At 41.0% G+C, this 14,566-nt stretch carries 10 protein-coding genes; 3 read left to right on the forward strand and 7 right to left on the reverse strand.

Going from position 1 to position 14,566, the window contains the following annotated elements:
* Positions 1–23: 23 nt before the first annotated feature.
* From VR862_RS10035 to VR862_RS10065, 7 genes are all read right to left on the reverse strand, one after another.
* A complete protein-coding gene (locus VR862_RS10035) occupies positions 24–1,106 on the reverse strand; it encodes an efflux RND transporter periplasmic adaptor subunit (RefSeq protein WP_324720832.1) in 1,083 nt (360 codons plus the stop codon).
* 228 nt (positions 1,107–1,334) lie between these two features.
* On the reverse strand, positions 1,335–2,654 hold the full coding sequence (locus VR862_RS10040) for a TolC family protein (RefSeq protein ID WP_324720833.1): 1,320 nt from the start codon (positions 2,652–2,654) through the stop codon (positions 1,335–1,337).
* Positions 2,655–2,841: 187 nt separating this feature from the next.
* Entirely contained in the window at positions 2,842–4,356 is a 1,515-nt protein-coding gene (locus tag VR862_RS10045; protein ID WP_324720834.1) for an ORC-CDC6 family AAA ATPase, read from the reverse strand.
* 160 nt (positions 4,357–4,516) lie between these two features.
* Positions 4,517–5,407: a hypothetical protein gene (locus VR862_RS10050; protein WP_324720835.1), complete on the reverse strand. Its 891-nt coding sequence runs from the start codon at positions 5,405–5,407 to the stop codon at positions 4,517–4,519.
* Positions 5,408–6,368: 961 nt separating this feature from the next.
* Positions 6,369–7,382 carry a glycosyltransferase family 2 protein gene (locus VR862_RS10055; RefSeq protein WP_324720836.1) on the reverse strand — a complete coding sequence of 338 codons (1,014 nt, stop codon included), beginning with the start codon at positions 7,380–7,382 and terminating at the stop codon, positions 6,369–6,371.
* Between the two features lie 628 nt (positions 7,383–8,010).
* Positions 8,011–8,577 carry a GNAT family N-acetyltransferase gene (locus VR862_RS10060; protein WP_324720837.1) on the reverse strand — a complete coding sequence of 189 codons (567 nt, stop codon included), beginning with the start codon at positions 8,575–8,577 and terminating at the stop codon, positions 8,011–8,013.
* 288 nt (positions 8,578–8,865) lie between these two features.
* Positions 8,866–9,432 carry a GNAT family N-acetyltransferase gene (locus VR862_RS10065; protein WP_324720838.1) on the reverse strand — a complete coding sequence of 189 codons (567 nt, stop codon included), beginning with the start codon at positions 9,430–9,432 and terminating at the stop codon, positions 8,866–8,868.
* Between the two features lie 1,079 nt (positions 9,433–10,511).
* Between VR862_RS10065 and VR862_RS10070 the strand changes: the two genes are divergently transcribed.
* From VR862_RS10070 to nrfA, 3 genes are all read left to right on the forward strand, one after another.
* Positions 10,512–11,549 carry a helix-turn-helix domain-containing protein gene (locus VR862_RS10070; protein WP_324720839.1) on the forward strand — a complete coding sequence of 346 codons (1,038 nt, stop codon included), beginning with the start codon at positions 10,512–10,514 and terminating at the stop codon, positions 11,547–11,549.
* A gap of 723 nt (positions 11,550–12,272) precedes the next feature.
* A complete protein-coding gene (nrfH, locus tag VR862_RS10075) occupies positions 12,273–12,938 on the forward strand; it encodes a cytochrome c nitrite reductase small subunit (protein WP_324720840.1) in 666 nt (221 codons plus the stop codon).
* Between the two features lie 38 nt (positions 12,939–12,976).
* The gene (gene nrfA / locus VR862_RS10080; protein WP_324720841.1) at positions 12,977–14,473 is read left to right on the forward strand and encodes an ammonia-forming cytochrome c nitrite reductase; all 1,497 of its coding nucleotides are present in this window, start codon (positions 12,977–12,979) and stop codon (positions 14,471–14,473) included.
* The last annotated feature ends 93 nt before the right edge of the window (positions 14,474–14,566 follow it).

The raw sequence follows: 14,566 nt of genomic DNA on the forward strand, positions 1-14,566 counted from the left end.
CTGCCTCAATCTTTAACGCATCTTTACTCCTTTACATTCACTTTTGCTCCGTTGAACAATTTCCCGTCTGCCGAAACTATGTAGGCCTCATCAGGATTCAATCCGCTAAGGACTTCTACCCGGTCTCCGTAAGTTCTTCCCAGTCTTAGCCATCTTAACATGGCAGTGTTCTGCTGACTCACGGTATAAACTCCTTTCAGGTCACCACGGGTAACGGTAGCTTCTGTAGGGATCATCACCGCTTCTGCGGTGCTTTCCTGCTTCTCTACCGGAAACCTCACAGTAGCATACATGCCCGATTTCAGGTCTGCTTTGGTATCTTCAAGGGCTACCTTTACAAGGTATTGTCCCCCGGTGTTGCTGGCCGAAGTGCTTACTTCGGCCACTGTTCCGGAAACATTCTGGTCAACAGACCTTACAATGACATCTACCTTAGTTCCTGTTTCTATTTCAGAAATACTTGATTCCGGAACTCTCGCGGTCACCTCAAAATTCCCCGGAGCCTCTATAGCTAGGAGCGGCTGACCCGGATTGGCCATAGTACCTTCTTCGGCAAATTTATTGGTAACTACCCCGCTAAAAGGAGCGCGTATATTGACGTAGGCAAACTGTGAATTGATCTCATTCTTCATTTGCTTTGCTGCTTCCAGTCTCGCCTGCGCCATTTCAAAACGGGCCGTCTGGTCGTCCATTTCTTTTTGGGAAGCCGACTGCTCTTCGTAAAGAGCCTTGAAACGCTCGTAATCTTTTTGGGCGTTGTTAAAGGCGGCCTCAGCTTCAGTGATTCCTGCATTTACCTGGGCACGCTTTGCCTGCAGGTCTGTGTTGTTGATGGAAACCAGCAGCTGGCCTTTGTTCACCTTATCACCCACATTCACGTGAATGTCATCTATAAAGCCCATCATGCGGGTGCTGAGGTTGGCGCTGTTTACCGCTTCGATCTTTCCGCTGGCAGTGAGAAAGCGGTCTCCCGCCCCCGATGGTGTTTCCACCACCACAGGCACAACGGGACCTTCATTCACCGCCTGTTTTTTATCATCGCTCCCACAGCCGGTCGCGAATAATACCAGGGAAACAAGTATTGTTGTGTAAATCAATTTTTTCATATCTCTATTGGTTCAATGTTCAAAGTTTAATGTTCAAGGTTTTTCTCGGTTGTCGGTTATCGGTTGTCGGTTGTCTGTTCTCGGTTTTCGGTTGGCGGTTCTCGGTTTTCGGTTGGCGGTTCTCGGTTTTCGGTTGACGGTTGTCGGTCCTCAGTTGTCGGTTTTTTAATGAACCCGTAACCCGGAACAACTCATAACCCACAACTGACAACTCACAACTGACAACTGCTAATTCTCAATACTACTGGTTAAAAATTCCAAATACGCCACCGCAGAATTGTACTCATACACCGTTTGATAATACTCCAGTTGCTTTTCGGAGTACTGGGTTTCGGCTCCTAAGAGATCTGTGGTTTTTTCCAGGCCTTGTTCGTATCGGTTGTTTCGGATCCGAAGGGCTTCTTTGGATTGTTCCAGTGCCAGTTGGGTAAGTTCCAGTTTGTTCTCTGCATCCTGTAAAGCGCGGATGGCGCGGTTCAATTCCAGCTGACTCTGTTGTATGTGTTGTTCAAGTTCGTATTGTGCCTGTTTGAATTCAGCTTTGGATTGCTGGGTCTTTCCGAAGCGTTTGCTGCCGTCGAACAGGTCCCAGGTCAAGGCGACCCCGGCTATATATCCGTTGGCGTCACCCTGAAAGATCTCATCGTCATAGAGTTCATAGCTTCCAAAGGCATTAAGGCGTGGCAAAAATGACATTTTTGAAGCCGTATACATTTTCTTCCTTGCCTCGGTTGCCAGTTCCATGGCTTTAATATCGGCACGGTCGCCGGGAAGGGCAGGAGCGTTCACTGCATACATCTCCACATTCAAAGAATCCTTTGGCAGCAACACCACGTCCATAGATTCGCCCATGAGGAACATGAGGTAATCGCTTGCATTCTGCACGTTGCTCCTGGCATATTGTAACTGGTTGTTCACCTCGGTCACGCGGACTTCCACTGCCAGCACATCAGATCGCTGCAGGTAGCCCTGCTTAAAGTTGTTCTCGGCCAGTCTCAAATTTGCCTGCGCAGTTTCCAGTGCCTGTTCCAGTACAGTTACCGCTTTATAGGCGAGCTGTAGCTGCATATAGGCTTTTTCGGTTTCGAGTTTCATGTGGTCCCCGGTGCGTAAACTTTGCAGCTCAGTGGCCTGCATCTTCTTCTTTGCAGCACCGCGCTGCCAGAAACCATCAAGGTTCACGAGCGGTTGCTGCACTTCCACTTTAGTAGCGAAATTGTCAATACGGTCGGGATCATTGAGCCTCGCCGGATTGAAATCATCCTGGGTGACGCTCTCCTGGTTCAGTTTGGAACCAAAGGCCATGAGGGGATTATTGGTGGTCATCCCGGTGTGGGAGACGCTTATATTGGGTAAAAAGACCGCATTGGTTTGCCGGTATTGTGCCCGGGCTGCCAGGAACTCCTGTTGGGAGAGCTTTAGCTGACGGTTGTTATCCTGTACTCTTTCCAGCACTTCCTCTTTTCCAATGGATACTGTCTCCTGAGCTTGTAAAAGCATTCCGAAAAACAGTAGCGGAATTAAGTATAAGGTTCTTGTTCTCTTCATCTATTTAATTTTTGATGAAGCAAAAGTACCCTTAGAGAAGGCGGTGGTCAGTAACTTTTGTTACCTACAAGTGTAGCATTTGTTACAGAAGGGTGGCGGAAATGGGATTTTTGGGAGGGATTTTGAAAAGATGCTTGGCTTAGTTTCTCAAAAGAGTTTTATTTTTTTTACTCTATATAAACTCGAATCATTGTGATAATTCTAATTCTTGCAAATTATTTTCCTTTAGCTCCTTCGATAATTCAGTAAGATTCAATCTTGGTGAAGCTCTAATTTTATCTTTTCTTGCTTTATCGTCAGACGCTCCTGGTTCAATCTGATTAAAATTTCTAGGTTTAGAGTTAGTATACAAACCAATATCAATCATATATGCAGAATATTTTTTTCCATCGCTTGGGGCCGCGCTCGTAATTGGTTCAACTAAATGAATCATTCTTAAGTCCATTAACTCCTTTATAGCTTGGGAAATCTGGGGAAATTCCTCCAAATCTGGATTACAAACTAAAAACATATTAGTTCTTTTTTTATTGAATAGGAAATCTTTTAAATGAGCTAAATAATACTCCAGAACTTCTTTTTCTTCTGCACTATCTTTTGCGAAAGCATCTGTTTTATTTCTAAAATTGCTAATTGCTACTTCAGTAACATCAATTTTATTAATTTTCTGAGATTCAGAAATGCCATTAAGTAGCTTTAGAAGTAATGAAAGAAAATCTCTAGGAACCCCTCCGGAAGCCATGCAGAGTTGTTTGAAACCATTTTCTGAAAATAAATCTTTACTATTCAACTGGGAATTACTTTGCTTGATTGCTTCATCCAAAAGTTCTTTCAAAAATGTTTGAAGCAAGTCAAATCTGTCTAATGTGTAATCTAAATCAATTTCCTGGATATCGTGACCTAGCTCAGTACCCACATAAGATTCTTCAGTAGTGGTATAAAGCTTCGATCTATACCGAATAGTCCCAACTTTGATATAAAGATTAGTGTCCTTTGTTAATCTATGAAAGAAATCAATGAAAAATGGCTGTTCTAGTTTACGGATAAAATAGAAATCGTCTAAACCTAGAAATAATGGGATCCATTTGTTAGCTGTAGATATTTCTTTTATTAGTTCTTTTAAAGCAGGGATTTCGTTTTTAATTGTACTTAATTTATCTCTTAAGTATGTTTTTTGACTTTCATTTTCACCAGTATAGGATGCTTTTCCAGAACTTTTTACTGGCCCTTTGTCTACTCCTCCATTTATTTCCGCGGCTCTAGTAGTTTTAGATTTTAAACTTTCGTCATATTTATCGGGAATTGTTAATTGATTATCATAATGGTTAATCTTTGTGGAAATCCTTTTCTTGAGTTTTTGTAGCTTATATAATTTTCCAAACTCGTACCACTTTATATTCTTTCCTATTTTACCTTTTACACCTTTTAAAAATTGATTCAGTACGTGCAAAATAGAATTTGGGAAGCTTGTGTCTTTATAATCCTCAAGGTTAGTTTTAATATAAAGATGATTTTTTTCTCCATTCAACGTTTTCATTAGAAGGGATTTTCCTGACCCTCTTCTTCCAAAAATAACTTGGTTCTGTTTATTTGTTAATCGTGGTTTATAATTTCTAGCATCTAAGAATTCAACTTCGGTTTCATCTGAAGTCCTTAAATTTTCTTCGATGTAATTGATGAGCTTTTGTATTTCTTTTTGATTCACAACTCTTAATTTAAATGCTAAACGTGCAGGCGAATACTTCTCTTTGAAAGTACACAGCAACTCAAAAATCTGCGAAGATTTTTAGAAGAATGTGAGATGAAGCAATTACTTTTAGCATGGTTTCGGAAGCTATTTATTCTTCAATTTCTATTGGTGTTCGTTAGTAGTCAACCCACTTAAAATTTGAATTTAAAGGGCCGAAATCAGTACAGTGTTTTAAGGGTGAAATGATTGACTTTTTGGCATTTTTTTCCACTCTGTACATTGCTGCTATTTCTAAATCTAAATATCTATCGACCACAAATGGCGTTAAAACCACATTGTGTCCTTGATAATCTGTCTTCACACTGGGATATGTTATTCCTTTATGTCCTCTCCAGTTAATTGCCATATCTGTATAAGCAGCAGAAATCATATAGTCGTAATGAAAATTTATTTCTTTTTTGGCAAATTGATTTGAAAAGAATTGTAGAATAAGTTCAAATTGGTCTTGGTGTTGAGGATGTTCTTTTGTTAATTTTTCTAAATGAAATTCGTATGAACGTCTGATGTCAGCCGAGTTTTTAATAGAATTCTCATCAAAGACCATTTCTACAACCTCAATATCTTCTTTGATTATCCATTTGCCAACAGTCATAATGAAATCAGCATTTTCCACTTCATTCTTTTCAAGATTTCTGAATATTTCACTAGTCTCCAATAGATTTACTAACCTCGGGTGTCTAATTACATCCGATTGGAATGCACCATAGAATAATGAGAAATGAGGAACATTCGCCCTTCCATATGACATTATGTTAGAATAATCAGTTCGATAAGATATTTGACTTTCTGTTGTGAATATTTCTTGAGGTTTATTAATTCGTGCTCTTTCAATGGAATGACCTTTTCTTAATTTTGCAGTTACAAAAGGAACAAATTGAAGAGAGGTTAATGCACTGACTAATTTGTTATAAGAAACCTTAGATAAATCAGCCTCTTTAATAGAAGAGATTATTTCTTTCAGTTCGTGAAGTGAAGGTAGTTTGTCAAAGGCTTGCTTGTTTTCCATAATTGCTTACAACATTTCATTTCACCCAAACCTTCATGTTTCCTCCAATTCAGTGCTGGATGGCAATCAGATCTGTGACGCTACCGTAAATCTATTAAAATTTTGTTAAGGAGCAGTTACGGGAAACCGTATTCCGTGATTGGTTAATTAGGGAATGGTTAATTGGTATATTCTCAATTGACAATTATCAATAAACAATGAACAGGATTCTTTGCGGTCTTTGCGGATTTTCTTTGCGGCCTTTGCGAGAAAATAGTCAATAGATTTTAGAGGGTAGGCAGTAGATGGTAGTTGAGATTTCTAGTCGCAAAAAAGCTCCTTCGAAGTTACATTTTTGACACCTTTTCTTTGTGCCCTTTTTTTTGACTTTGTGGGCTTTGTGAGAACTTCCATTACAGATCATGAGATTTCTCGTCGCCTCTTCTTTTTCTCAAAAGAAAAGACTCTGTCGAAATGACAAGTTATTTGCGCCCTTTGCGGTTGACCTTCGCGGCCTTTGCGCGAGAATAGTCGATAGCTCTTAGACGGTAGACGGTAGTGGGGAAATGTATATCATCTATTGTATATTGGAATTTGCTTCGTGCTCTTCCTTTTTGACTTGGTGGTCCTTTATGTGAAAATAGTCGGTAGGCTTTAGACGGTAGATTTTCAATTAACAATTAACAATGAACAGAACTTCTTTGCGGCCTTTGCGAGAAATCTTGATTGTATAATGTATATCGTCTATTGTATATCGTAATTTCTTTGCGCTCTTATTTTTTTTTGACTTTGTGTTCTTCGTGTGAAATTAGTCTGTAGACTGTAGACGGGAGACGGTAGATTTTCAGTGAGAGAGGCGGGAGCATGAGTAAATAAACAACATCTGTGCATCCGTGGCTTTTTCAATTAACAATGAACAGAAAACTAGACTGTAGAGAGTAGACTGTAATTTACATTAGTCTAAACTGCTGCAATTAACAGGTTAGGTGAAGAACCAATAATCAGAGACGGGTTTTTTGTGCCAGGAAATGAGCTTGTGCTCTATTTCTTTTTTGCCTTCCGGAGAGGCTACCACGATCATGATCTGAGGATCTTCAATGCTCATGACCTCCTTATAATGTTCCAGCCGAACGCCATAAATATCCTTGCCTATCTTTCTTCGGTTATCACATACCCAGTGGAAATCATCATCATAAGCCTGTAGCAGTTTGGCCATGTCTTTCCCATTCTTTCCCGCTCCCCATAACACCAAAGGCCTAGAGCGATCTCTGTCCAGCTCATAGAAAAACCGCAGCTTAAGATCAAAATAGCGATTATCCTCGTATTCCTCCCAGGTACGCGATATCCTGTTGGATCGATCCCTCCAGTAATGCAGGGTCCTGTCTATTCCTACAACATTTAGCCCCGCTTTATAGAACCGGAAACAAAGATCATAGTCCTCGGGATAAACTACAGGATCAAAAGCCCCGACTGCATCCAGATCCTCCTTGTGGAGGAGCCAGCAATGCGATGGGATGACGCATTCTCTGTAGATCTCCTGATAATGATTCCCTGTCCGGGCGACCTCGTTGAGCCAGTTTTCATATTTAATAAATCCCTCACCCACACTTCCTTCATCCACAAAATGCTTCGTTCCACCGGCAATTACACTTCCTTTTCCGTGTTTAAGCCATTCTTCCACGAGTACCTGTAACTTATAGTCGGGCATTTTGTCATCAGAATCCATCCTGTTGATAAGGCTGCCTTTCGCTTCCCGATACCCGGTTTGCAGCGTGGGGATCAGTCTTGGCCTGTCACTATTGAATACCCGGATCCTGGGATCTTTTGCAGCATAATCTTTTAAGATCTCCGGACTTTCATCTTCGGAATGATCATTAACCGCAATCAGTTCCCAGTTATCATAGGTTTGTGCCAGTACAGAATTTAAACAGGCGCGCAAATAAGGAGCAGTATCTTTTACTGCCATGATAATACTCACGAGGGGTTTTTGTGTCATTAAATTCAGAGTTTCTCCGGAAGCAGATAGATTCTTATTACTGCAAACAACTGTTCCCGGCAAGCAGTTGTTGCTAATGTCAACAAATATGGAGAATTCCTCTCAAAAAAGCCATTTTTGAAACAGTAGTTTAGTTGGGAGACTGTAGATTTTCAGTGTACAATTACGAATTAACAATGAGCAGGTTTTTCAATTGTATATTGTATATCGTCTAATGTATATTGTTATTTCTTTGTGCTCTTATTTTTTGACTTAGTGGGCTTTGTGTGGAAATAGTCGGTAGGCTTTAGACGGTAGACTGTAGATTTTCAATGTACAATTGACAATTAACAATGAACAGAAATTCTTTGCGGGCTTTGTGTGAAGTCTTTCAATTGTATATTGTATATCGTCTATTATAAATTGAAATTTCTTTGTGCCCTTATTTTTTGACTTCGTGGGCTTTGTGTGAAATCAGTCGATAGCCCTTAGACGGTAGACGGTAGATTTTCAGTTAGAGAAATGGGAGCATGAGTAAATAAAGAACATCTGTGCATCCGTGGTTTTTCCAATTAACAGTGATCAATTAACACTTATCAGGGGAGTTGGTTCTGCGAATATTTGCGGGATCTGAGGGGAACTTTTGAGCCTACTCGCGTTTAAAATCTTTTTCAAGCAACGAATAGATCTCGCTGTCCAGGAACTGGCCGTTGTAGTAATAATTCTCCCTGAAATAAGCCTCCTTTACAAATCCTGTTTTTAGCAAAAGGGCGCGGGAGGTGTCATTGGCGGGATTGATATTGGCCTCGATGCTGTGAAGCCCTAGATCGTAAAATCCGAAATTGATCACCGCCCGCAGGGCTTCAGTCATGTAGCCGTGGCCCCAGTAATCGGGATGAAGAGTGTAACCTATTTCGGCCCGGGCGTTGGTCCTGTCGATCCTGTGTAGGATGATATCTCCCATGAATTTTTCGGAAGCAAGTGCCGTGATCACCCAGAAAAATCCGTTTTTCTTTTGAAAGCTTTCCAGGTTTCTGTGAATAAAAGCTTCAGAAGTCTTTAGATCACGATGCTCGTCTGAATCCATATATCTCATCACTTCCTTATTGGATCGTAATCGCTGCAGGAAGCTAGCATCCTTCAGCTCCTGCTGCCGAAGAAACAGCCTCTTAGTCTTTAACCCCGGAAACTCCTGAAAATATTGTTCGTTGATCATAAGGAGGTAAAGATAAGGTTATTCAGATTTGAAGATTTGAAATTTTGAAGATTTGAAGATTTGGAAATTTGAAAATGAAAGAAACACTAAGTTTGAGGGACCAAGCACCAAGCACCAGGCACCAGGCACCAAATTTCAAAATTTATTTGAAGATGGAAACAACGGGAGCATGAGTAAATAAAGAACATCTGTGCATCCGTGGTTTTTCCAATTAACAGTGATCAATTAACACTTATCAGGGGAGTTGGTTCTGCGAATATTTGCGGGATCTGAGGGGAACTTTTGAGCCTACTCGCGTTTAAAATCTTTTTCAAGCAACGAATAGATCTCGCTGTCCAGGAACTGGCCGTTGTAGTAATAATTCTCCCTGAAATAAGCCTCCTTTACAAATCCTGTTTTGAGCAAAAGGGCGCGGGAGGTGTCATTGGCGGGATTGATATTGGCCTCGATCCTGTGAAGCCCGAGATCGTAAAATCCGAAATTGATCACCGCCCGCATGGCTTCAGTCATATAGCCGTGACCCCAGTAATCGGGATGAAGAGTGTAACCTATTTCGCCCCGGGCATTGGTCCTGTCGATCTTGTGTAAGATGATATCTCCCATGAAATTTCCCGAAGCAAGTGCCGTGATCACCCAGAAAAATCCGTTTTTCTTTTGAAAGCTTTCCAGGTTCCTGTCAATAAAAGCTTCAGAAGTCTTTAGATCACGATGCTCGTCTGAATCCATATATCTCATCACTTCCTTATGGGATCGTAATCGCTGCAGGAAGCTAGCATCCTTCAGCTCCTGCTGCCGAAGAAACAGCCTCTTAGTCTTTAACCCCGGAAACTCCTGAAAATATTGTTCGTTGATCATAAGGAGGTAAAGATAAGGTTATTCAGATTTGAAGATTTGAAATTTTGAAGATTTGAAGATTTGGAAATTTGAAAATGAAAGAAACACTAAGTTTGAGGGACCAAGCACCAAGCACCAGGCACCAGGCACCAAATTTCAAAATTTATTTGAAGATGGAAACAACGGGAGCATGAGTAAATAAAGAACATCTGTGCATCCGTGGCTTCTTCAAATAGCAATGATCAATTTGAAGATGTGTTGATTTGAAAATTTAAAAATGAATGAGAATAGTAAGTTTCAAGTACCAAGCACCAGGCACCAGGCACCAAATTCCAAAATTGGTTTGAAGATGTGGAGATTTGAAAATGAGAACAACGGGAGCATGAGTAAATAAAGAACATCTGTGCATCTGTGGCTCTTACAAATAGCAATGATTAATTTGAAGATGTGTTGATTTGAAGATTTGAAAATGAAAGAAACACTAGGTTTCAGGGACTAAGCACCAAGCACGAGGCACCAAATTCCAAAATTTATTTGAAGATGGAAACAACGGGAGCATGAGTAAATAAAGAACATCTGTGCATCTTTGGCTTTTTCAATTAACAATGATCAATCATGAATGAACAGAACTTCTTTGCTGGCTTTGTGTGAAGTTTTTCAATTGTATAATGTATATCGTCTATTGTATATTGAGGTTTCTTCGTGCTCTTTTTTTTTGACTTTGTGGGCTTTGTGTGAAATCAGTCGATAGCCCTTAGACGGTAGACGATAGATTTTCAGCGAGAGAGATGGAGCATGAGTAAATAAAGAACATCTGTGCATCTGTGGCTTTTGCAATTAACAGTGATCAATTAACAATTATCAGGTGGTCAGATTTGAAGATGTGAGTTCTTTAAAACCTGAGATTGATGTTTGCGGCTATTGGCGTGACCTGCGGGAAAAGGAGTGGTGAGGGTTCTTTCGACAGCAGTCTGAATGCGGGAATTAGTAATATTCGAACTTTGTTTGCCATTTTCCACATTAATTTAAGTACTTCTCCGCCCACTCTTGTTTAAAAAGTTAAAAATTCTTCTATTTACTAGCAAAATGTTAAGACGTTCATGTTTCAGGTTTTCATAGATTTTAAAAATATTGATGATTTTGTTCCAAATCTGGCGGGAGAGTTGGATGTAGAGTATAAGAATGACTTTGCCGAATTCTCTCTTTCTCTTCCCTCTACAAGGGGGAGCGGCTTAATAAAAGGCGTGCAATTTCCCAACGGCATAGCCTTGTATCATTTTTCCTGTATCTTTAAGGAGGACACAGAGATCTCTACAAAGCACCTGGTCATCAACCCCATTAGGATCGTCCATTGTCTTAAAGGAAATGTCACCAGTACAGTAACCGGTAAGACTCATACGATACACCCACACCAATATATCATTGTATCTCCAAAAGCAGATGAATACCATACACTGCATTTTGAAAAGAACGAAAAGTATCAGTTTTCCTTTCTGGAAATTAACAGAAGTGCGTATGTAAAGAGCCTGCCCTATAAGATCAACGATACAGATCCTCTTTTCTATAACCTGTTCCATAATTCGAATATCCTCGATGGAAAGCTTTTACCTTCAAGCTTCAGCATTTCAACATCAGAGGCTATAAAGGCCATTCGCGACTGTAGCCTTTACGGATTGCCGCGAACTAACTTTTTGGGAGGTAAGGCACTTGAGATGTTATCCAATACCTTAAAGACCTATCAGGAAGACGTAATTCACGACAGGCGCAAAGGTTTCACCGAAGTAGAGTATAAACTGATAAGTGCGGTGGCCGATGAGATCAACAACAACATTGGAGAAAAGAGAAATAACAGTGAACTCGCAACAATGGTTGGGATGAATGTCAACAAGTTGCAAAAGTGCTTTCAACAGGTATATGGCAAGACTCTTAATGAATACGTACGGGACGTACGCCTCTCGAGGGCTCTGGATATGCTGCAGTCAAAAGAGCACAATATTAACGAGGTAGTTTATGCCGTAGGGCTGAATAGTCACAGCTATTTCTCCCGTCTCTTCAAGGAGAAGTATGGAATTTCTCCCCGTGACCTGCTTATAACCCAAAATAAAGCTGTAGAAACTGTCAAAAGTGATAGTATTTAGTTAATAGCGTTAAGTAAATTTTTTCGGATTTCTCCATTTTTGAACTGCAATCATTAATGAGTTATAAATGGAGCTTTTTCTTTGTTTTTGGGCCGGGATCACAGTCTTGTGTGCAATTCTTTATTTCCTTGCAAAGAGGAAGTAAGTAAAAGAAAGACACCTGTTAACTTTGCATTTGCTGTTAATAATAAGAACCGGGGAGCTAAATCTTTTCAAGGAGGTAACTAAATCTTTCATGGCTTTACCTGCTCTTTTCTCCAGCCGGGTTACAGATCATCTTTTTCCTTTCCCCACGCAACCCGAAGCCGGCAACTTTACTGTTAATTATTCTCACTTTTGAGGTCCTCTTTCACAATAAATTTTCCTGAATAAATTCCTGCGGAAGCAGATGAATTTCCATTAAGTTTTCCGGCCCGCATAAAAGATCTGACCTGTAACCGACTGAAGTGCAGGATGCTCTTATTAATATTGTCACCACAACAACCTGATTAAAATGACATTTTTTCAAATTTTTTATTTTAATTTACTTTAGAAATTGGTGGTTCTTCTATAGCCGATGGAAGCGGTTTTTAGCGGAACACTGGAACTAAAGACAATAACTTAAGTCGGCTATTACTGAAGATTATGAAACCGGAAAAAATTCCCTGCAAATTTTTTAAACCTGACCGGGGTCAGCTTTTACATTGTCTTAAGTAGGTAATTTTACCGACGTTAATTGGGTATATGAACCAACCTGCCAAAAAGAAGTCAATATTCAGGCGTATACTTCCTCCCAGGAAATGGGGATTAGCTGCGGCAATATCAATGGGTGCCTTTCTGGGACTGGGGTTTTATGTTTTAAAGCTCAGTAATGCCACATCCTATCTTTCTGATGATCCTAAAGCCTGTATCAACTGTCATGTAATGATGCCACAATATCTTACCTGGAACAAAAGTTCCCACAGAGAGGTGGCTAGTTGTAATGATTGCCATGTGCCACATAACAATGTCTTCAATCAGTATTACTTTAAAGCAATGGATGGGCTTTACCATTCCACGATCTTTACTTTAAGGGCCGAACCTGAGGTAATAAAAGCCCGGGAAGCTTCTGCAGAAGTTATTCAGAACAACTGTATTCGCTGCCATGACATGCGAATCACAGATCCAAAGATCGCAGCAACGGTAGACAATCACGAATTTCACAGGACAGACCGTACCTGCTGGGAGTGCCACCGCGAGGTGCCTCATGGGAGGGTAAAAAGCCTTTCGGCAGTTGGTTATCAAATAGAACCTGTCAAAATGCACATCCCCGAGGGAAGGGATATTATCCCCTCATGGTTGAAAAGCCATATAGCTGAAGAGAAGGAAAATGATACTCTTTCTAAAGTTGAACAAGAAACCCCTCAATAAATAACAGTCTGTACATATAGATAATAACCACCGGAATTATGAAAAACTGGATCATTTTTATAGTAACTGTCATAGCTGTATTCCTGCTGGCATTACTGGCCTATACAATTATGGATCGAAGGGCCGAAGCACGCTTTGCTTATCAGCCCAAAGTAGAGATTGAGGGAATAGAACCCCGGGATTCTATTTGGGGCCTCAACTATCCCCGCCAATACCAGTCTTACCGCAAAACTGCCGATACCACCTACCGTGGTCTTTATACTACCAGTGGATTTGAAGATGTTTTGGATAAGCAGCCCGAACTGGTCATTCTTTGGGCAGGTTATGCTTTTAGTAAAGATTATAATCAACCCAGAGGACATGCTCATGCCCTAACAGATATAAGGGCGACTGCAAGGATAGGCTCTCCCTGGGATAAAGGGGAAGGACCTATGCCCAGTACCTGTTGGACCTGTAAAAGTACAGATGTGCCACGGCTTATGGACGAAATAGGAGTAACAGAATTCTATAGCCATAAACTTTCAGATTTTGGAAGCGAGATGATCAACCCTATTGGGTGTGCAGATTGCCATGACAGTGAAACCATGAATCTCACCATTACTCGGCCTGCCCTTGTAGAGGCTTTTGAAGCTATGGGCAAGAACATCAATGATGTGTCCCACCAGGAGATGAGGTCTCTGGTTTGTGCACAGTGTCACGTGGAATATTATTTTGATAAGACGCTTCCCGGCAAGGAAGGAGCCGCTTATTTGAAATTTCCATGGCAGGGAGGCCTTACTGTAGAGGCTATGGAGAAATACTATGATAACATTGATTTTGCAGACTGGGTACACCCATTAAGCAGAACACCTATGATTAAGGCTCAGCATCCAGATTATGAGATCTTCTCCATGGGAGTTCACGCCAAGAGAGGAGTATCCTGTGCAGATTGTCACATGCCTTACAAAACAGAAGGAGGCCAAAAGTTCACCGATCACCACATAGGGTCCCCGCTTGCCAATGTGGAAAATTCCTGCTTTGTATGTCACCGGGAGAAGAAGGAAGACCTGATATCTGATGTGTATGAGCGTCAACGCAAGATCAAAGAAGGAACAGGCTATTTGCAAATTCAACTTGCCAAAGCCCATATCGAAGCAAAAAAAGCCTGGGATCTGGGAGCTACAGAAGCGCAAATGGAAGATATCCTTACTAAAATACGACATGCTCAATGGCGCTGGGATTTTTCTGTAGCATCGCATGGTGCCGCATTCCATGCCCCGCTGGAGACCAGTAGGATGGTCTCTTCGGCTACCGGAAAGGTCCAGGAAGCCCGAATTGCACTAACCCGACTTTTAGCAGAGCTGGGACAGACCGAACCTGTTGAAATGCCCGATCTTGGCAGTAAAGAGGTGCTGCAGCGCTATATTGGTCTTGATATGCCCGAAGAGCTTGAAACAAAAGAGCGTTTTCTTCAGGAAGTGATCCCTCACTGGATCAAGGAAGGTAAAGAAAGAGAAGCAAAGACTTTATCTGTTAAAGAAGTAAGTAGCAGATAATTAGAGGATCTATAGTTGCCGGCCGGCCTGAGAATAACAGTTACCGGAATTTTCAGGCCGGCCTTTCTTATATAAAAAAATGAAGGCAGATAT

Source organism: Salinimicrobium aquimaris (genome assembly GCF_035607535.1).
Taxonomy (GTDB): Bacteria; Bacteroidota; Bacteroidia; order Flavobacteriales; family Flavobacteriaceae; genus Salinimicrobium.